This window comes from Bradyrhizobium sp. LHD-71 (assembly GCF_031157255.1).
In the GTDB taxonomy this organism is placed as follows: Bacteria; Pseudomonadota; Alphaproteobacteria; order Rhizobiales; family Xanthobacteraceae; genus P52-10.
The window spans coordinates 1-19,535 of record NZ_JAVIFX010000050.1 but is presented as its reverse complement, the minus strand read 5'-3'; the positions used below and the strand labels follow the sequence as shown (position 1 = coordinate 19,535).

Genomic DNA, 19,535 nt, shown 5'->3' with positions numbered 1-19,535 from the left:
CATCCAGTACACCGCAGCGTCAGCGATCTAAGCTCCGGCGCTCTGGGATACTGGTTCCCAGCCTTCGCGCGGATGACGCTGAATGTGTGTGGTCGGCAACAAACCTAATTTCATCATGCTTTAAGAGCCCGCGGGTAACGCGATCGTCGCGAGGTCCGCGGGATCAGTCACGGGCAGCGAACAGACTTGGCCCCGGCAGACAAAGGCGGCCGCTTCCGAGACAGTCGAGAGCTTTGCCTTGGCTGGATGATCGTCGGCAAGGCCCGTGCCGTCGCTTGCATGCAATACGATGCGACTGGCGTGCGGCAGGCTTCGCGCCGTGCGTAGCAGCGCCTCAGCCTGGGCGCCCTGCCCGACGACCACGACTTCCGATGACGTTAGGCGCATGTCGAGCGCATTCAACAGAGACAGATGGCCGAACAGGTGATCGGTTGCGCGCGGCAGGATCGCGTCGAACATGGCGTCAGCCTTGGCCCGCCAACTGTCGTCGCCGGTCAGAACGGCAAGGCGAATGAGGTTTTGTGCAATCAGGCCGTTGTGATTCGGGATCGCGTCATCGACGGTCGAATGCGGCCGAATAATCAGGCCCTCCGCGTCGTCGGCGGTCAGAAAGTAACCGCCATGCGTGTTGTCCGCATGATGCGCGTCGAGGGTGCGCTGCCATTTGACGGCGTGCGATAGCCAGGTGGCTTCGCCGGTTGCTTCGTACAGGGCGAGGCCCGCGCGGATCATCGCCGCGTAATCGGACGCAAGGCCTGGAAGCAACAAGCTCCCTGCCCGCCAGGAATGCCCAATACGATCGCCGCGAGTCATGGAGCGCGCCACGAAGTTGAAGCCCGTCTTTGCGTCGCTGAGCCAGTCCGGCTGGTCGAAGGCGACCGCGGCGTTGGCCAGCGCGGCGATCATAAGCCCATTCCAGTCCGCGAGGATCTTGTCGTCCAGGCCAGGACGGATCCGTGTGCTGCGCCGTTGCAGCAGCATCTGCCGGAGCACGGCGAGCTTCGCGGTCTCCTCCGGCGTGTCGTCGGGATGAGCAAGCCGGTTGGGAATGTTGTGCCCCTCGAAATTCCCGGCGCTGGAGATATCGTATTTCGTTGCAAAGAGCGCGGCGTCCTCTGGGCCCAACGCCTCCTGTATTTCCGCGGCCGACCAGACGTAGAACTTGCCCTCCTCGCCTTCCGAATCAGCGTCGAGCGACGATGCGAACGCGCCCTCGGCGGTCTTCATTTCCCGCCGGAGCCAGCCGACGGTTTCAATCGCGCGCTCGCGATAGAGCGGGTTCTTCGTCTGCGCATAGTCGAGCGCCAAAAGATCGAGGATCTGTGCATTGTCGTAGAGCATTTTCTCGAAATGCGGCACCAGCCACCTTTCATCGACCGAGTAGCGGGCGTAGCCGCCGCCCAGGTGATCGTAGATGCCGCCCTGGCTCATCTGGGTCAGCGCGAGCTCAGTCGTCTTGAAGAAGCGTGCATCACCGGCGCGTGCGCCGGCGCGCCAGATGAACTCGAGCATTGTGCATTGAGGGAATTTGGGCGCACCGCGCAGCCCCCCATGCACGGGGTCCGTCGCGCGGGCAATCGATTCGGCGATATTGTTGAGCTCACCCGGGCCGATTGTGACGGCGCTCTTCGCCTCGCCGCGCTGTTTCAGCCGGGCGACGAGTGCCCGACGGTTTTGGTCGATCCGTGCTGGCTCAGCATGAAAGACCCGGTTCACTTCGTGAAGCACGTCGACGAATGCGGCACGGCCGAATTGGGCTGCCTTCGGAAAATAGGTTCCGCCCCAGAAAGGCTCACTGTCCGGGTTGAGAAACATTGTCAGTGGCCAGCCGCCCTGCTCGCCGAGATGATGCAAGGCGCTCATGTAGATCTGATCGACGTCCGGCCGCTCCTCGCGGTCGACCTTTATGTTCACAAATAGCTCGTTCATGACTTTGGCGGTTGCCGCGTCTTCGAAGCTTTCATGCGCCATGACGTGGCACCAATGACAGGCGGCGTAGCCGATCGAGAGCAGGATCGGCCGGTTGGTCCGCCGGGCTTCGTCCAGAGCTGCGGGACCCCACGGCCACCAGTCCACCGGATTGTGCTGGTGTTGCAGCAGATAGGGGCTGGTTTCGGTTGCGAGCCGGTTGGTGTGCGCCGTAGCCTTGGCCATGGAAATACTCCGCGAGCGACCTGTTCTCTGACGGCCGGCGCACCGGGATGGTTCCTGAAATGCCCATGATCGGCGGCTGGTCGCAACGGAGGGCATGACTTGACAAAATAGTTTCGTATATCGTTAAATATTAACGTCGTAGGAGAGGAGATCAGCCAATGGACGATCCGTTTCACCGCCCGGTGTTTGTTTCCGCCGTTGTCTACAAGGACCCGATGGCTGCGCTGGACTGGCTGGAGAAGGCGTTCGGCTTTGAGCGGGTCATGCTGATCACCGACAAGGACGGGAATCTGGCCCATTCCGAAATGAAGTTCGGTGAGGGCCAGATCATGGTTGGCACCGAATGGACCGATTACGTCGCAAGCCCCGCATCCGCGGGTGGCCGCAACACGCAGTCGATCCATGTGCATTTGGCCGACGGCATCGATGCGCATTGCGAGCGCGCGAAGGCAGCCGGCGCGGTGATCGTGCGTGAGCTCGCGGACCAGTTCTATGGTGACCGGACGTATTCGGCTCGCGATCCGGAAGGCCATGTCTGGAGCTTCGGCCAGACGACGAAGAAGGTCTCACGCGAAGATGCGGAGAAAGCCAGCGGCCTGAAGATCGAGGGCTGGCATTGACGGCAGATCTCGCCATCGACCGTACGCTTGCCGCGCTGGCCGATCCGACGCGTCGCCGTGTCGTCGACCTTTTACGCGAACGGCCGCGGCGCGCCGGCGAGCTCGCAAGCGCGATCGGCCTGACGGCTCCGGCGATGAGTCGGCATCTGCGCACGTTGCGATCGACCGGGTTGATCGAGGAATCGCATCCGGAATTCGACGCGCGCGTGCGCATCTATAGACTGAGACCGGAGCCGATGGCGCAACTGAAGACCTGGCTCGACGACACCGAACGGCTTTGGACGCAGCAGCTCGCGGCATTCAAGGCGCACGTGGAGAACGCGTGAACTCGCGCGTGATCGTCTCGCTGCGCGTGGCGGCAGCGCCATTGCGTGCGTTTGAGGTCTTCACCCAGGACATCGGAAGATGGTGGCAGCCGAACGAGCTGTTTCACTTTACGCCGCGATCGCCGGGCAGGATCGCACTGGAGCCGGGTGAGGGCGGTCGCTTCACCGAAACGCTTGCCAACGGCAAGGTGTTCGAAATCGGGCGCGTCACCGAATGGCAGCCGGGTGTGCGGCTTGCATTGACCTGGCGGCAGGCGACATTCGCGCCGGACCAGTCAACGCATGTCGAAGTGCTGTTCGAGCCGGTCGGTGATGAGACGCGTATCACCGTCACCCACACCGGCTGGGACAGCGTTCCGCAGGATCACGTGGCACGCCATTCCTTCCCCGATGGTCTGTTCCTGCGAAGGCACGCGGAGTGGTGGCAGCAGTTGCTCGCTGCGTTCCGCGTGCGCCTGACGCCTTGATATTTCCGCTGACGCCGCCGATCGAAGCCGCCATACTTGGACGATGCATTCGCTGGCGAGGCGAGGGTATCGATGGTGATCGTGAGATATCTGGTTCACAACGTGGACAGCGCCGTTGCGTTCTATCGGGATCGGCTTGGTTTCAAGCTGGAGCAGCAGTTCGGTGCCGCGATGGCGATCATGGAACGTGATGAGTTGAGATTGTGGCTCGCGGGGCCGGGCGCTTCAGCGGCGCGGCCGATGCCGGATGGCCGCAAACCCGAGGCCGGCGGCTGGAACAGGTTCGTGATCGAGGTCGATGACCTGCAAACGATGGTCAGCGAGCTTCGGCAGCTCGGGGTCAGATTTCGAAACGATATTGTCGTAGGCCCGGGCGGACAACAGATTCTTTGCGAGGATCCCTCCGGCAATCCGATCGAGCTCTTCCAAGCGGGCGGATAGCCGAGAGCGCCCTGACACACAGACCTACGGTTCGATGGCTCGCGACACGATTTTCGCTCTCTCAACAGGACGGCCGCCCGCCGCGATTGCGATCGTGCGGATCTCCGGCCCTGCGGCGCGCACCGCTTTGGAGACGCTTGCGGGGCGCGTTCCCGCGCCGCGCGTTGCGACCTTTGCAACGCTGCACAGTATGTCTGGCGCGGCGATCGACGATGCCGTTGTCCTGTATTTTCCGGAAAGCAACAGCGCGACGGGTGAAGACCTGGCCGAGTTGCAGGTTCACGGCAGCCGCGCCGTATTGGCAACAATCTTCGAAGAGATCGGCAGGATCTCGGGCATGCGCGCCGCTGAAGCTGGCGAGTTCACCCGCCGCGCGTTCGAGAACGGCAAACTCGATCTGACCGAGGCGGAGGGACTCGACGATCTGATTCATGCGGATACGGAAGCGCAACGGCGGCAGGCCTTGCGGCAGTTCAAGGGTCTGCTCGGCGAGCGCGCGGAGACCTGGCGTCGTCAGATCATTGAAGCATTGGCGCTTGTGGAAGCAGGCATCGATTTCTCCGATGAAGGCGACGTGCCTGACGAACTGATCGCGCCGGCGCGTGACAAAGTCGCGCGCCTGCAAAATGAAATCGAAGTGGTGCTGGCTGCGTCCACCACTGCCGAACGATTGCGCGATGGGCTCGTGGTGGCGATCGCGGGGCCGCCCAATGCCGGCAAGTCCACGCTGTTGAATCGGCTGGCACGGCGCGAAGCGGCGATCGTCTCGCCTTATGCCGGAACGACACGCGACGTGATCGAGGTGCATCTCGATCTTGGTGGTTTTCCGGTGGTGCTGCTCGACACCGCAGGGATTCGCGAGACCAGCGATCCGGTCGAGGAGGAGGGCGTTCGGCGGGCGCGCGAGCGCGCCGCTGATGCGGACCTGGTTCTCTGGCTGACTGATTCAATGGCCGACCCGGTCGTACGCGGATCGGATCCTGTCGCGGAGAGCAGGCTTTGGCTGGTGCTGAACAAGATCGATCTGATGGATCGCACACAGCAGGTCCGGGCGTCGAATGTGGCAGGGCGGGTCTTTCAGGTTTCCGCGACCCAGGGCCAGGGGATTGCCGAGCTGACAGATGAGCTTGGACGGTTCGCTGCGGATTATTTCGGCGCGGGCGAAGCGGCGCTGGTGACACGCGCGCGTCAGAAGGCCCTGCTTGAGGCGGCTGCGTCGGCGTTGCGTCGGGCGGGAGGTGTTGCGTCGGGCGCCGATGAGATTCTTGCGGAGGAACTGCGCGTTGCGGCGCAGGCGTTGGGGCGATTATTGGGGAAGGTCGACGTGGAAGATATTCTTGAGAAAATATTCAAGGATTTCTGTATAGGAAAGTAGTCAGCAGATAGAAATGAAAATATATTCATTTCTATCGTTGTTTCACGTGAAACAGAATGACGCTCCGCTGCGATTTATCCGCTTTGACGCTCGACGATCACGGGCTTAGAAGGGCCGCGGAATTGCGGTAAATCCCATGACCCAGACATCGTTCGACGTGATTGTCATCGGCGGCGGCCACGCCGGCTGCGAGGCGGCCGCCGTGGCCGCGCGCATGGGTGCTCGAACCGCGCTCCTGACCCACAAGTTCGCGACAATTGGCGTCATGTCCTGCAACCCGGCCATCGGCGGGCTCGGCAAGGGCCACCTCGTGCGCGAAGTCGACGCCCTGGACGGGCTCATGGGCCGCGTTGCCGATCAGGCCGGCATCCAATTTCGGCTCCTCAACCGCCGCAAAGGCCCGGCCGTGCGTGGGCCGCGCGCGCAGGCTGATCGCAAGCTCTATGCAGCGGCGATGCAGGCGGCGCTCACCGAGACCCCGAACCTGACCGTGATAGAAGGCGAGGCCGACGACCTCACGATGACGGACGGGAGGACCCGGGGTGTCGTCCTGGCCGATGGTCGTAGGCTCACGGCCGCGGCTGTGGTTGTCACCACGGGTACGTTTCTTCGAGGCCTGATCCACCTGGGCGAAAAGAGCTGGCCTGCTGGCCGGGTCGGGGAGGCGCCGGCGCTCGGGCTGTCTCGGGCCTTTGAGCGGCTCGGTTTTGCACTCGGACGCCTGAAGACCGGCACGCCACCACGGTTGGACGGCACGACGATCGATTGGGGTGCTGTCGAGATGCAGCCCGGCGACGATCCGCCTGAGCCGTTCTCAGTGCTCACCCGGCAGATTACGACCCCGCAGATCCAGTGCGGCATCACCCGCACGACCGCCGAAACCCACGAGGTGATCCGCGCTAATGTGCATCGGTCGCCGATGTATTCGGGCCAGATCCAGAGCAGGGGACCGCGCTATTGCCCCTCGATCGAGGACAAGATCGTCCGTTTCGGCGAGCGCGACGGCCACCAGGTCTTTCTTGAACCTGAAGGTCTCGACGACACGACCGTCTATCCCAATGGTATTTCGACGTCGCTGCCGGAGGAGGTTCAGCTCGCGCTCCTCAGGACGATCCCGGGCCTCGAGAAGACCCGGATGGTCCGGCCGGGCTATGCCATCGAATACGACTACGTCGATCCACGTGAACTGATGCCTTCGCTGGAGACGAAACGGCTCAAGGGTCTTTTCCTCGCGGGTCAGATCAACGGCACGACCGGGTATGAGGAGGCGGCCGCGCAAGGGGTTGTCGCGGGCATCAATGCGGCCTTGCGGGCGTCGGGTGGCGAGACCACCGTATTCGACCGCGCCCATGGCTATCTCGGGGTGATGATCGACGATCTCGTTTCCCGTGGCGTTGCTGAGCCGTATCGCATGTTCACGTCACGCGCCGAGTTTCGGTTGTCGCTCCGCGCCGACAATGCAGACCAGCGACTGACGAACCAGGGCGTCACGCTCGGATGCGTCGGATCTGGTCGGACCGCCTTTCACACCCGTAAGATGGCAGCGCTCGAGGGCGCCAAGAGCCTCGCCCGCAGTCTTTCTGTGACACCGAATGAGGCCGGGCGCCACGGATTGGTCCTCAACCGGGATGGTCAGCGCCGGACGGCGTTTGAACTGCTGGCGTACCCGGACATCAATCTTGCGAGCATCTCCAAGATCTGGCCGGAGTTCGCGGCGCTCGATCCGGCCATCGCCACCCACCTGGAGATCGACGCGAAATACGATGTCTATGTCTCCCGCCAGATCGAAGATATCGAAGCGTTGCGGCGGGACGAGAATTTGAAGCTCGGCGAAAGCATCGACTATGCCGCCGTGACAGGTCTGTCGAACGAAGCCCGGCAGCGACTTGAGGCGGCGCGGCCTGCGACCATCGGCCAGGCTGCCCGCATGGATGGAATCACGCCGGCGGCGCTGACCCTGCTGATCGCGCACCTTCGCCGAAAGCCGCGCAGCGGGCCGAGAAAAGCCGCGGGCTGAGGCCGGCGAGGGAAGGTGGCCATCTCCATGGCGAAGGCGATTGCGGGTCGGACTTCGGGTCAGTCTTCGATCGACGAAGCCGCGGACAAGCGAGCAGCTCTGAAGCTTTGTCCTGTTTCACGTGAAACAGAGGAGCGGCTGGAACGCTACATTGCGCTGCTACGCGCGTGGCAGCCGAAAACGAATTTGGTTGCCCCCTCCACGCTTGGTTCGCTCTGGGAGCGGCACGTCGCCGACTCCCTCCAACTCCTTGACCTGGTGTCCTCCGGAAAGACCTGGATCGATCTCGGCAGCGGCGGTGGCTTTCCCGGCATTGTCCTGGCCTGTGCCCTCGCCGATGGCGGCGGTCATGTCCATCTGGTCGAACGCAATACCAAGAAGGCTGCGTTTCTTCGCGAGGCGTTGCGAATCAGCGGTGGACACGGCACCGTCCACCTCGCGGATATCGAGGATTTCGTGGATAGCGATCCACCGGCGGCGGATTACGTCACCGCGAGAGCGCTCGCGCCGCTTAATGTCCTGTTCGGACTCGCAGCGCCGTTGATCCAGCGGGGCGCCAAGGCTCTGTTTCCAAAGGGCCAAGATGTTGAGGCTGAATTGACGGAAGCCACAAAATATTGGACTGTCAGCTCAAAGCTGCATTTGAGCCGGACCAATCCAGGTGGCCGGATCGTCGAGGTCGATCAGGTGTCCGCAAGGGGAGCATCGCTGGCGGAGCGAGGGGGCAAGCGATCATGACGGAAGACATCGCCCGCAATTTACAGATCCTTAACGAAACGCAGCCGGACCCTCGCCCGATCCGGCCGCGGATCATCGCCCTCGCCAACCAGAAGGGAGGCGTCGGCAAGACGACCACTGCCATCAATCTGGGTACTGCTCTTGCTGCAACCGGCGAACACGTGCTGATCATCGACCTTGATCCGCAAGGCAATGCTTCGACCGGTCTCGGCATCGATCGCAACAAGCGCGAATGCTCCACCTACGATGTGTTGATCGGCGAAGCGCGGCTTCGCCAGTCGGTGTTGCCCACCGCGGTGCCGCGTCTGCATATCGCCGCTTCCACCATGGACCTGTCCGGTCTCGAGCTCCAACTTGGCACCGAGCGCGATCGCGCGTTTCGTCTGCGCAATGCACTGGGCGTGTTGAATGGTACCAACCCGGCCGAGCCTGCCTACACCTATGTGCTGATCGACTGTCCGCCGTCGCTCAACCTCCTCACGGTCAACGCCATGGCCGCTGCGGACGCGATCCTCGTTCCGTTGCAGTGTGAGTTCTTCGCGCTCGAGGGTCTGTCGCAACTGCTGCAAACCGTCGAGCAGGTACGCTCGACACTTAATCCGAACCTGACGATCCATGGTGTTGTGCTGACGATGTTCGACTCACGCAACAATCTCTCCAACCAGGTGGTCGCCGATGTGCGGCAGTTCATGGGCAAGAAGGTCTATGACACGATGATCCCGCGCAACGTCCGCATTTCCGAAGCGCCGTCCCATGGAAAGCCGGTGCTGGTCTACGACCTGAAATGCGTTGGCAGCGAAGCCTATCTCAGGCTTGCGACCGAAGTGATCCAACGTGAGCGCGAGCTGCGTGCAAGCGAATTTGCGTGAGGAGTGCATGCTTTGAGTCCTAAGGAGCGAGCGATGGCGGAGGAAACGCGATCGCGATTGGGCAGGGGGCTCGCGAGCCTGATCGGTGACGTCGGCGGCGAGCAGGCGAAAGCGGAACGTGCGCGCGCGCAGCGCCGCGTGCCGATCGAGTTTCTGAAGCCGAATCCGCGCAACCCTCGCAAGACGTTTGTCGATGCCGAGCTCGACGAGCTTGCGGAGTCCATCCGTCAGCATGGCGTGATTCAGCCGATCGTCGCCCGCGCAATTCGCGGTGCATCAGACCAGTTCGAGATCATCGCCGGCGAGCGGCGCTGGCGCGCGGCGCAGCGCGCGGGCCTGCACGACGTGCCGATCGTTCCAGTCGAGGTCAGCGACAACGACGCGCTGCAGATCATGATCGTCGAGAACGTGCAGCGCGAAGATCTGAACGCCATGGAAGAGGCGCGCGGATATCACCTGCTGGTCGACGAATTCAAGCACTCGACCGAGGACGTTGCGAAGGCCGTCGGCAAAAGTCGCAGTCATGTGGCGAACATGATGCGGCTGACAAAGCTGCCGCAGGACGTCCAGGACATGATTTCATCCGGCAAGCTGTCGGCCGGTCACGCGCGCGCGCTGATCGGGCTTGCCGATCCATCGCAGGCGGCGGCTCGCGTGATCGACGAAAGCTTAAGCGTTCGGCAGACCGAGGCGCTTGCCCATGAGGGTGGCGTACCGTCGCGAAAGACCGGCGCGCAGAAGGCGCGCAAGGACGCCAACATCCTGGAGCTCGAAAAACGCCTGAGCGACGCGATGGGTCTGCGCGTCAACGTCGATCACAAGGAGCCCGGCGGAACGGTTCAAATTCACTATCGCACGCTCGAGCAGTTCGATGAGATCGTGCGGCGAATCGGCGAGCGCAGTTAGGCGATGCCGATCGCTGCCGGCTGACAGACTTTCATCTTTGCCAGCGAAGCGACGTGCCCAGCGCGGAACCCGCGCCAACTGCCGCGCCGGGCCGCTTCGTCGCCATAGGCAAGCGACGGCAACGCCGTCTCGAACGGTATTCGTCATAATGAGCAGCACTGTGGACACAGAGCCTTAGCCGCGCCGCCTTGCATTCACGGCGATCGCCATCAGCGCGCGCTGTGCGATCGATTCGGCGAGTTGTGCGCGCCGGCGCACCTCCAGAGCGGCCTCGCCCAACTGAATGATCGCTTGCGCGAGCCGCTCCGCAGACAGATTGCGCAGCGCCTGCGCAATCTGATCCTTCCGCGAAAAATGCAGCCGCGGAAAGGCACGTTCGCAGGCGCTCTCAAGCGGCTGGCCCTCGTCCATCGCTGCGCGCGCTCTGTGCAACTGCGCTGCCTGCCGCTGCGCGGCGAACATGATCCCGTTCGGATTGATGCCTGCGGCGATCGCCTTGGCAAACGCGGTCTCAAGCTCGGCCGGTTTGCCGGCGAACGCACTGTCGATGATCGGATCGAGCGCCAGGCTCGACGCATCCGTGACGACGGCAGCGACATCGTCGAGTCCGACTTCGGTGGCGCCATGGGCGTAGAGCGCCAGCTTGCGGATCTCGTTGCGTGACGCCAGGCGATCACCGCCGAGCAGTTCGGTCAGTGCCGCGCGCGCATCCGGCGCGATACGGAGGTTCGCAAGCCGCAGCTCGTCGTCGATCAGTTTTGCGAGATCGCGCGTCGTGTCCGCGTAGCAGGGAATCGCTGCTGCGGTCTTCGCCTTCTCGCACATGGCGCGCAACGGGGAATCGCGGCGCAACTCGCCCGCCTCGATTACGATTCGGCAGTCCTTAGGCGGCTCCTTCAGCAGCACGTCGACGCCGCTGGCGAAGCTTCGGCCTCCGGCGCGGACGCGAATCGCGCGTCGGCCGCCGAACAGCGGCACGGTCATCGCCTCATCGACAAGCCGCGATGGTTCGGAAGCGAGGTCATCGCCCTCGAGCCGCACCAGCGAAAACGGATCATTGACGTCGTCGACAGCAGTGGCGATCAGCGAGTCCGCGCGCTCGCGGACGAGGCCGACGTCGGCACCGAACACGAGGATGACCGAATGTGCCGGGTTCGGCTTCGCGATGTAGGCGTCAATCTCGCGATTGCTGATCGCGACCACTGTCGAGGCGTCCCGTTGCTCAGGTGCCTGCGACGAAGAACGACGATAGTCGCTGGCTGATGTTTTCCGCGATCTGTTTGGTCGCCCGGCTCTCGGCATCGCGCATGCCGCGAAGGCGTGCGAACCGCTGCTCCTGTCCCGGAATGTCGTAGGACACGCGCGCAAAGGTGGTCGCATGGAGCACGCGCCGGTTGGTCGCGATCTCACGCAGCTCGTAGGAGACGTCGATGCCGTAATTCTCGATGTCGGGGCGCGCCGTCGTCAGGTCGACGATGGCCGACGTCCTGGTGGTCGACATGCGGACGACGAGCTTGTGCGTCGGCGCCGCCGGGCTGGCGCCGCCGGTGAAGTTGAAGATCAGGCCGTTGCGCAACTCGACGACCAGCCGGGCATCGTCCGCTCGCGCGGTCTCAATGTCGTTCACGTCCACGGCCGAGAGCTTTTCGCGCAGCGCGGGCTCGCCGGTCAGCGTACGCTCGGCGTACATCGGCTGAAAGCAGCCCGCCGTCATGAGGCCCAGAAGTGTGACTGTCGCGAGCCTTGCCGCAATAAGTCTTGCAGCGGTAAGTCTTGCAGCGTTACGACCGTTAACCAACGACATTCACGATCCTCTGCGGCACCACGATGATCTTTCGCGGCGCCTTGCCATCGAGCGCCCGTTTTACCGCATCAAGCGCCAGAACGGCAGTCTCAATTTCCGTCGTCCCGGCGTCCCTCGCTACGGTGACATCCGCCCGCTTCCTGCCATTGACCTGGACGGGAAGGGTGATGCTGTCCTCTACCAGCAAATCGGGCTCAATTTGAGGCCACGCCGCCTGCGAAACGAGGTCCTGATGACCCAGCATCGCCCAGCATTCCTCGGCCAGATGCGGCATCATGGGGTGGAACAGCCGCACCAGAATCTCGGCCGCCTCTCGTACGGCAAAGCGATAGTCGTCCGTCGGCTCCTGATCGATGCTGCCGAGGGAGGTGCCGAACGCATTCGCGAACTCGTAGATGTTCGCAACGCACACGTTGAAGCGAAGACGCTCGATGTCGTCGGTGACGCGTGCCAGTGCTCGATGCGCCGCCTTGCGCAAGGTGGTGGCGGCGTCCCCGAATTGCGCGGGTCTCGGCGCGTTCTGCGGCGCGGCGCATTTCGCGGCATCGCCGACGAGGCGCCACAACCGCTGCACGAACCTGTAAGCGCCCTGCGCGCCTTCCTCAGTCCAGATCACGTCTCGTTCGGGCGGCGAGTCCGACAGCATGAACCAGCGCGCGGTGTCGGCTCCTGCGGTGCCGGCAATCTCGTCGAGGCCAACCGTGTTGCGCTTCGACTTCGACATCTTCTCGTTGGGGCCGATGGTGATCGGCTCGTCCGTCGCAGTGAGCACGGCCCGACGGTCGTTGCCGGATGTGTCGATCGTCACCTCGCTCGGTTCGGCGTAGGTGCCGTCAGCCTTCCGGTAGGTTTCGTGCACCACCATGCCCTGCGTGAACATGCCGGCGAATGGCTCTTCCACGTCGACGTGACCGGTGGCCTTCATCGCCCGCATGAAGAAGCGCGAATACAGGAGGTGGAGGACTGCGTGCTCGACACCGCCGATGTACTGATCGACCGGCAACCAGTGATCGACGACGGCCCGGTCAGTGGGCGCCGTGGTGATCCAGGGATCGGTGTACCTTGCGAAATACCAGGATGAGTCGACGAACGTGTCCATCGTGTCGGTCTCGCGCAACGCCTTGCCGCCGCATTGCGGACACGTCACGTGCTTCCAGGTCGGGTGATGGTCGAGCGCATTGCCGGGCTTGTCGAACGTGACGTCTTCGGGCAGCGCGACAGGCAGGTCCTTGTCCGGCACCGGCACGACATCGCATTTCGGGCAGTGGATGATCGGGATCGGACAGCCCCAATAGCGCTGGCGTGAAATACCCCAGTCGCGCAAACGGAAATTCACCTGCCGCTCGGCAACCGGCGCGTTGCCTCGCGTTTCGCTTTCTAGCCGCTTTGCGACGTCTTCCTTCGCGGTCTCGATGGTCATACCGTCGAGGAAACGCGAATTGATCATGCGGCCGTCGCCGTCATAGGCCGTGTCCGTGATGACGAACGTCGCCGGATCCTGACCTTCCGGACACACCACCGGCGTGTTGCCGAGGCCGTACTTGTTGACGAAGTCGAGATCGCGCTGGTCGTGCGCCGGGCAGCCGAAGATCGCACCGGTGCCGTACTCCATCAGGATGAAGTTGGCGACATAGACCGGCAATTTCCAGGTCGCATCGAACGGATGAACGGCCTCGATGCCGGTATCGAAGCCGAGCTTTTCCTGCGTATCGACGATTTCCTGCGCGGTGCCGTGGCGCTTGGTCTCGGCGATGAATTCCGCGAGTTTCGGATTCTTCAACGCCGCGGCCTGCGCCAACGGGTGGTCGGGCGCAATGGCCATGAACTTCGCGCCGAACAGCGTGTCGTGACGCGTCGTGAAGATCGTCAGCTCCGTCTCGCCGTTCGGCGTCGTCGATGGATCGAGCGCGAAGCGGATCTGCAGGCCTTCAGAACGGCCGATCCAGTTGCGCTGCATCAGCCGCACCTTGTCTGGCCAGCGGTCGAGCGTATCCAGTGCGTCCAGTAGTTCCTGTGCGTACTTCGTGATCTTGAAGACCCACTGGTTCATCTCGCGCTGCTCGACGACTGCGCCGGAACGCCAGCCGCGACCGTCGATCACCTGCTCGTTGGCGAGCACGGTCATGTCGACCGGATCCCAATTGAGCTTGCGCTTCTCGCGTTCGGCCAGCCCGACCTTCAGAAAGTCGAGGAACAGCCGCTGCTGATGCTTGTAGTAGGAGGGATCACAGGTTGCGATCTCCCGCGCCCAGTCCAGCGACAGGCCCATCAGCTTAAGCTGCGATTTCATCGTCTCGATGTTGGCGAACGTCCAGCCCTTGGGATGGATCTTGCGTTCCATCGCGGCGTTTTCCGCCGGCAGGCCGAAAGCATCCCAGCCCATCGGGTGCAGCACATTGAACCCGCGGGCACGCTTGTAGCGCGCGACGACGTCACCGATGGTGTAGTTGCGGACGTGCCCGACATGCAGCTTGCCGGACGGATAGGGGAACATCTCGAGCACATAGTATTTCGGCCGCGGATCATCGTTCTTCGCGGCGAAGGTCTGTTGCTCGTCCCAAATCTTCTGCCAGCGCGGCTCGGCCTCGCGTGCGTTGTAGCGGTCGGTCGTCATCGAATCGTCAGGTCTGTCGACAGGTCAAAAAGTTCGCCGGACTAGGCCACGAAATGCCCCGAAGGGTCAACGCCTTGTGCGCTAATGCAGGCCGTCGAAACGGCTTTCGCGCCCGCTCAGACCGCCCGCGCCGCCACCTGGTCGGCGGCACGGATGTCGCCATGGGCGACGACCGTGTTCCGGCCCCGCCGCTTGGCCATGTAGAGCGCGGCGTCGGCCGCTTCGATCAGGTCGTGCGGGTCCTGGCCGGCGACCGGCACCACGGCGGCGATACCCACGCTGACAGTGATATGTCCGAGCGGTGCGCTGTCATGCGGCAACTCGAGCGCTGCGATGCTGGCGCGGATCATTTCGCCAACCTCGGCCATCCGCGCCGAATCTGCATCCGGCAGCATCAGCGAAAACTCCTCGCCGCCATAGCGTGCGCTGAAGCCTTTCACCTCGGTGGCGATCCTGATCAGGGCCGCGCCCACCTTGGTCAGACAGGCATCGCCGTCGAGATGGCCGTACGTATCGTTGTATGTCTTGAAGTGATCGATATCGACCATCGCCAGTCCGAGCTGGCCGTTTTCTCGCTCGGCCTTCATCCATTCGACGTTCAAACGGCTGTCGAATGCGCGGCGGTTGGCAAGCCCCGACAATGTGTCGATCGAAGCCAGCACCGAGAGCTGCCTGTTTGCACTGAGCAGGTCGCGTTCGCGTTCGGCCAGGCGCTTGGCCATCGCATTGAAGGCCTGCGCCAGCGGGATGAACTCCGGCGGCAGTCCGCTCCGCACGGTGCGGGCCGACAGGTCGCCCGCGCCAAGCCGCGTCGCCGCGTTGGTGAGAAGGCGGATCGGCCGGATGATCAGCCGCTCGCTCAGGAACCAGGCGCCGACCAGCACGAGCAATCCGACCAGACCGAGCTGCAGATAGGCAGCGCGAATGTCGCGGTCGATCGACCCCAGCGTGGCGCGTTCGTCGATGCTGACGATCAAGCGTGCGTTGGTGTCTGGTACGCGTGCCGACGCGAACATGCGGCCATCGCTCGAACCTGCCGGCACGGCTGTACCAGAGTTTTCGTCACCGGCTGTGGCCATCGCTTGATCGATCACTGCGCGCGCGGCGGGTGAATCGTCAAGCGCCGGCTTGGAGGCGAGCACCGTGCCTTTGCCGTCGATTAGCGTGACGGTCATGCCGGTCGCGGCGGGTGCCTGGCCGACAAGTTCTTCCAGCCAGTTCAGCGTGACCGAGGTGACGATGACGGCCTCGACCCGGCTATCGATCACCGTGGTCGGAAACGCCGCCATGATCGATGGATCGCCGTAGGACTTGCCGATGAGATAATTGCTGAGCACGAGTCGGCGTTCGGCGAGTGCGTCATGAAAATAGTGCCGGTCGCTGACATCGACGCCGACCAGGACCGGCAGCGTCGAACAGACAATGCGGCCGTCACTGCCGACCACCGAGATGTTGCCGATGCCGTGCAGGTTCATCTTCAGGCCGGAGTTGAGCATTTCGCACGGGCGTCCGGCGTGGTACGCGTAAACATAGACCGACGCTGCGGTCTGCAGAATGCCTTGGACCGTCTTGATCATTTCGCGCTGCGACTCGGCGCCGCGGTCTGCAACGTTGGCAAGCTCTGCCGAAACAGCCTTGACCTGGCTGGCGCGAGAACTCTCGAGGATATGCACCCGGTCCAGCATCAGCGGCACGACCAGGATCAGCGCCAGCAGAACGAGGCGCGCCCGCACGTCAAAAATGGTCTTGAGTTTTGCCAGACAGCGCTGGACACTGAAGCTGAACATAACAATCCCTTGTCCCCTGTTCACCATAGTGAGCGCGGCTCAAGGAGGGTTTTGTACAATCGCTAAAATTCGAAACGATTCGATTCCGGAACCTTCGTTCGCAATAACCTTCGGTCGCATGATGACTGCAAATCTCACTACCGATGCACCGCCGGAGCTTGCGACCGTCGAAAGCGAGATCGCGCGCGCGTGCCTGGATGCGGGCCGCGACCGGAGTTCGGTTCAGCTCGTCGCGGTTTCCAAGACATTCGGCGCGGACGCAATTGCACCAGTGCTGGCGGCCGGCCAACGGGTTTTTGGCGAAAACCGCGTGCAGGAGGCCAAGGCAAAATGGCCGTCCATCATAGCCGGCACGCCTGACATGGAGTTGCATCTGATCGGACCGTTGCAATCCAACAAGGCCAAGGAAGCGGTCGCGCTGTTCGATGCCATCCACTCGGTCGACCGTCCAAGCATTTGCGAGGCGCTAGCCAAGGAGATCGAGAAGCAGGGGCGTTCGCCCACCCTGTTTGTGCAGATCAACACCGGTGAAGAGGCGCAGAAGGCCGGCATCTCGCCGGCGGAGGCCGACGCGTTCATCGCAACGTGCGGAAGGGATTTCGGCCTGTCGATCGCGGGGCTCATGTGCATCCCTCCGCTCGAGGAGGCGCCGGCACCTCACTTTGCACTTCTCGCCAAGATCGCCGCGCGTAACGGCCTGAAGCTGCTGTCGATGGGCATGAGCGCCGATTTCCCGGTCGCCATTCAAATGGGCGCAACGCATATCCGCGTCGGATCGGCGATCTTCGGGCACCGCACGACGATGACTAGCGCACGATAATTCGCGTTCCGCGCGTCAGCCGCCCGAGCAGACGAAGCATCGATCCGCGTGTCATTGCGATGCATCCAGCCGTCGGCGCAAAGCCCGGCCGCGCCAAGTGCAAAAAGACGGCGCTGCCCCGTCCGGCAATACGCGGCTGCGTGTTGTGATCGATCTCGATGATGAAGTCGTAGAGATGGTCCGCGCGCATCAAACGATCAGCGCTGCTGTCCCCGGCAAGCCGGATCGGCTGGTTGTAGCGACGGTCGGCCGGATCCTCACACCAACCATCGCCTGGACCGATGGCGCGGACCGGCAACAGCGTTCTTGGACGCGCATGCCGGTCCTTCCGCCACCACAGGCGGACCGGTCGGAATGTGCCGGTCGGCGTCCCGCCGTCACCTTCGCGCTTGTTCGCCTTCAAGCCTCCGCGTCCAAGCGCGACCGGGATGGGCGCCCCGTCAAGGACCAGAATGCCTCGCGTCGGCGCGCCGGTGCGCCGAACGGTGATCGTAGCTGCGCCCACATGGGGAGTTTTCTCGTAAGTCATTGGAAACGTGAATCTTCTCATCCTGATGCCGAAGTCGTGCTTGCGCGGCGCTGGCGGAATGCTTTATTTCGCGTTACCTCCGTCGTCCACAGGCGGAACCGATTCCGCCCCGCGAAGCTGCGTTGCCGCAATTAATTCGCACACCGGTGTTTACTCCCTCAGACTGTGATTCAAGGATTCTAACTGATGGCCACCGCCCGCAAGATTTTGATCGTGGATGACGACGACGATCTGCGCGACACGCTGGTCGAGCAACTGGCCCTGCACGAGGAGTTCGAGGCGTCCGCAGTTGATACCGGAGCGAAGGGCGCGCAAGCGGCAAAAACCCATTCGCCGGACCTGATGATCATCGACGTCGGCTTGCCGGACACCGACGGGCGGGAAGTCGTTCGCAGCCTGCGGAAATCCGGCTTCAAGGCGCCGATCATCATGCTGACCGGGCACGACACCGATTCGGATACGATCCTCGGGCTCGAGTCGGGCGCGAACGATTATGTGACCAAGCCCTTTCGCTTCGCAGTGCTGCTGGCACGCATTCGTGCGCAGCTCCGCCAGCATGAGGCGAGCGAGGATGCGGTATTCTCGGTCGGCCCGTATAGCTTCCGGCCCGGCTCCAAGATGCTGATCGGCGCTAACGCCAAGAAGGTGCGGCTGACGGAAAAGGAAACCGCGATCTTGAGGTTTCTGTATCGCGCGGGTCAGGCGCCGGTCTCGCGTGAAACCCTGCTGCAGGAGGTTTGGGGCTATAATTCCGGCGTCACCACGCACACGCTCGAGACGCACATCTACCGCCTGCGTCAGAAAATCGAACTCGACGCCGCCAGCCCGGCAATTCTGGTGACGGAATCCGGCGGCTACAAATTGGTGCCATGATAAGGCTTTGCGGAAACGATTCGCCGTGATGTTTCTGAATGTCGATCGAGGATGACGTCAGGCTGCTAGCAAGCGTGCCGACATTGCAGTTGTTGGGCATCGACGCCTTGCGGGTTCTCGCCATCGGCTCGGAGACACGCCGAGTCCGCCGCGACGAAGCGCTATTTCGCGCAGGCGATACCGCCGATGCCGGCTACGTTGTGCAGGCCGGCGCACTCCGCGTGTCCCACGAAGATGAAGGCGGGTACCGCGAGGTCGTGGCCGGCCCCGGCGTGCTGATCGGCGAGCTCGCGCTGCTGGTGGAGATGCAGCGGCCATCGACGGCAGTTGCGATTTCGGAATCCTCGGTGCTGCGCATCTCGCGAAGCATGTTTCAGCGCGTGCTGGAAGGACATCCCGATGCGGCACGACGTTTGCGCGACGACCTGGCCAGCCGCACCAGTCAGGCGGCGAGCGACATGATTATCGCCAGCAGCAAGTTGGCGCCCTAGATTTCGTTTATTTGGTCGCATTTTCTGCGGAAAACCGGTGTCCACTTTTCCGGAAAATGCTCGAGCTGGAGTCACACTTCCAGTGCCGCGGTCACCGGCACATGATCGGATGGCCGCTCCCACCCGCGCGCGTCGCGAGTGATTGCGAACTCGCTGACCCGATCTCCCAGAGATTGCGACACCCAGATATGATCCAGCCTGCGACCGCGATCGGACAGCGTCCAGTCGGCGGCGCGATAGCTCCACCAGGTGTAAACCTTCTCCGGCTCAGGGATGCGCGTGCGGGCGACGTCGATCCAGTTGCCGCGTGCCTTCACCGCCAGCAGCTTCTCGCATTCGACCGGGGTGTGCGAAACGACGTTGAGAAGCTGCTTGTGCGACCAGACGTCATGTTCGTACGGAGCGACGTTGAGATCGCCGACCAGGACATGCCGATCGCCGCCGTTGGCGTGCAGCGGTTCGCATGCGGCCATCTCGTCGAGGAACGAGAGCTTGTGCTCGAACTTCGGATTGATTGAAGCGTCGGGAATGTCGCCGCCCGAAGGCACATAGAAATTGTGCAGCGTCAGCGGCTCCTGCAGACCTGCCCGATTGCCGAGCGAAACCGAAACGTGGCGCGAGTCGATCTTGCCGCAGAAGGTTCGAATGTCGGTCTGGTCGAAAGGAAGCCGCGAGACGATCGCCACGCCGTGGTATCCCTTCTG

General features: G+C 62.9%; 19 protein-coding genes. 12 read left to right on the top strand and 7 right to left on the bottom strand.

Going from position 1 to position 19,535, the window contains the following annotated elements:
• Positions 1 to 120 precede the first annotated feature (120 nt).
• A complete protein-coding gene (locus tag RCO31_RS33375; protein WP_308972701.1) occupies positions 121 to 2,154 on the bottom strand; it encodes a thioredoxin domain-containing protein in 2,034 nt (677 codons plus the stop codon).
• A gap of 158 nt (positions 2,155 to 2,312) precedes the next feature.
• Here RCO31_RS33375 and RCO31_RS33370 point away from each other — a divergent pair, with 158 nt between their 5' ends.
• The 9 genes from RCO31_RS33370 (at position 2,313) to RCO31_RS33330 (ending at position 9,913) form a co-directional block, all read left to right on the top strand.
• Complete coding sequence (locus tag RCO31_RS33370) at positions 2,313 to 2,774, top strand: VOC family protein (RefSeq protein ID WP_308972700.1); 462 nt, start codon at positions 2,313 to 2,315, stop codon at positions 2,772 to 2,774.
• Positions 2,771 to 3,100, top strand: coding sequence for a metalloregulator ArsR/SmtB family transcription factor (locus RCO31_RS33365; protein WP_308972699.1), 330 nt, complete (start codon positions 2,771 to 2,773; stop codon positions 3,098 to 3,100). The genes RCO31_RS33370 and RCO31_RS33365 overlap by 4 nt, the downstream gene beginning before the upstream one ends.
• Complete coding sequence (locus RCO31_RS33360) at positions 3,097 to 3,567, top strand: SRPBCC domain-containing protein (protein WP_308972698.1); 471 nt, start codon at positions 3,097 to 3,099, stop codon at positions 3,565 to 3,567. The genes RCO31_RS33365 and RCO31_RS33360 overlap by 4 nt, the downstream gene beginning before the upstream one ends.
• 72 nt (positions 3,568 to 3,639) lie before the next feature.
• Positions 3,640 to 4,008: a VOC family protein gene (locus tag RCO31_RS33355; protein ID WP_308972697.1), complete on the top strand. Its 369-nt coding sequence runs from the start codon at positions 3,640 to 3,642 to the stop codon at positions 4,006 to 4,008.
• Positions 4,009 to 4,042: 34 nt separating this feature from the next.
• Positions 4,043 to 5,383, top strand: coding sequence for a tRNA uridine-5-carboxymethylaminomethyl(34) synthesis GTPase MnmE (mnmE, locus tag RCO31_RS33350; protein WP_308972696.1), 1,341 nt, complete (start codon positions 4,043 to 4,045; stop codon positions 5,381 to 5,383).
• 136 nt (positions 5,384 to 5,519) lie between these two features.
• On the top strand, positions 5,520 to 7,400 hold the full coding sequence (mnmG, locus tag RCO31_RS33345; protein WP_308972695.1) for a tRNA uridine-5-carboxymethylaminomethyl(34) synthesis enzyme MnmG: 1,881 nt from the start codon (positions 5,520 to 5,522) through the stop codon (positions 7,398 to 7,400).
• Between the two features lie 27 nt (positions 7,401 to 7,427).
• Positions 7,428 to 8,138: a 16S rRNA (guanine(527)-N(7))-methyltransferase RsmG gene (gene rsmG / locus RCO31_RS33340; RefSeq protein ID WP_308972694.1), complete on the top strand. Its 711-nt coding sequence runs from the start codon at positions 7,428 to 7,430 to the stop codon at positions 8,136 to 8,138.
• The gene (locus RCO31_RS33335; protein ID WP_308972693.1) at positions 8,135 to 9,007 is read left to right on the top strand and encodes a ParA family protein; all 873 of its coding nucleotides are present in this window, start codon (positions 8,135 to 8,137) and stop codon (positions 9,005 to 9,007) included. Before rsmG ends, RCO31_RS33335 begins: the two co-directional genes overlap by 4 nt.
• Before the next feature lie 33 nt (positions 9,008 to 9,040).
• Complete coding sequence (locus RCO31_RS33330) at positions 9,041 to 9,913, top strand: ParB/RepB/Spo0J family partition protein (RefSeq protein WP_308972692.1); 873 nt, start codon at positions 9,041 to 9,043, stop codon at positions 9,911 to 9,913.
• Between the two features lie 174 nt (positions 9,914 to 10,087).
• Here RCO31_RS33330 and holA read toward each other — a convergent pair whose 3' ends face one another.
• The 4 genes from holA to RCO31_RS33310 all read right to left on the bottom strand — a co-directional run bounded on the left by holA (position 10,088) and on the right by RCO31_RS33310 (position 16,118).
• Positions 10,088 to 11,116, bottom strand: coding sequence for a DNA polymerase III subunit delta (holA, locus tag RCO31_RS33325; RefSeq protein WP_308972691.1), 1,029 nt, complete (start codon positions 11,114 to 11,116; stop codon positions 10,088 to 10,090).
• Positions 11,117 to 11,135: 19 nt separating this feature from the next.
• The gene (locus tag RCO31_RS33320) at positions 11,136 to 11,717 is read right to left on the bottom strand and encodes a hypothetical protein (RefSeq protein WP_308972690.1); all 582 of its coding nucleotides are present in this window, start codon (positions 11,715 to 11,717) and stop codon (positions 11,136 to 11,138) included.
• Positions 11,704 to 14,331 carry a leucine--tRNA ligase gene (leuS, locus tag RCO31_RS33315; protein ID WP_308972689.1) on the bottom strand — a complete coding sequence of 876 codons (2,628 nt, stop codon included), beginning with the start codon at positions 14,329 to 14,331 and terminating at the stop codon, positions 11,704 to 11,706. The genes RCO31_RS33320 and leuS overlap by 14 nt, the downstream gene beginning before the upstream one ends.
• Positions 14,332 to 14,447: 116 nt before the next feature.
• Positions 14,448 to 16,118, bottom strand: coding sequence for a diguanylate cyclase domain-containing protein (locus tag RCO31_RS33310; protein ID WP_308972688.1), 1,671 nt, complete (start codon positions 16,116 to 16,118; stop codon positions 14,448 to 14,450).
• A gap of 121 nt (positions 16,119 to 16,239) precedes the next feature.
• Between RCO31_RS33310 and RCO31_RS33305 the strand changes: the two genes are divergently transcribed.
• Positions 16,240 to 16,938 (top strand): YggS family pyridoxal phosphate-dependent enzyme, encoded by a 699-nt coding sequence (locus RCO31_RS33305; protein WP_374991571.1) that lies wholly within the window; start codon positions 16,240 to 16,242, stop codon positions 16,936 to 16,938.
• Here RCO31_RS33305 and RCO31_RS33300 read toward each other — a convergent pair.
• Positions 16,925 to 17,467: a L,D-transpeptidase family protein gene (locus tag RCO31_RS33300; protein ID WP_308972686.1), complete on the bottom strand. Its 543-nt coding sequence runs from the start codon at positions 17,465 to 17,467 to the stop codon at positions 16,925 to 16,927. The two genes, RCO31_RS33305 and RCO31_RS33300, sit on opposite strands and share 14 nt — an antisense overlap.
• A gap of 186 nt (positions 17,468 to 17,653) precedes the next feature.
• Here RCO31_RS33300 and RCO31_RS33295 point away from each other — a divergent pair, with 186 nt between their 5' ends.
• A complete protein-coding gene (locus tag RCO31_RS33295; protein WP_308972685.1) occupies positions 17,654 to 18,340 on the top strand; it encodes a response regulator transcription factor in 687 nt (228 codons plus the stop codon).
• 38 nt (positions 18,341 to 18,378) lie between these two features.
• Positions 18,379 to 18,831, top strand: coding sequence for a cyclic nucleotide-binding domain-containing protein (locus RCO31_RS33290; protein WP_308972684.1), 453 nt, complete (start codon positions 18,379 to 18,381; stop codon positions 18,829 to 18,831).
• Between the two features lie 71 nt (positions 18,832 to 18,902).
• Here RCO31_RS33290 and RCO31_RS33285 read toward each other — a convergent pair.
• Positions 18,903 to 19,535: exodeoxyribonuclease III (locus RCO31_RS33285; protein ID WP_308972683.1), on the bottom strand; the 633-nt coding region annotated here is incomplete at its 5' end.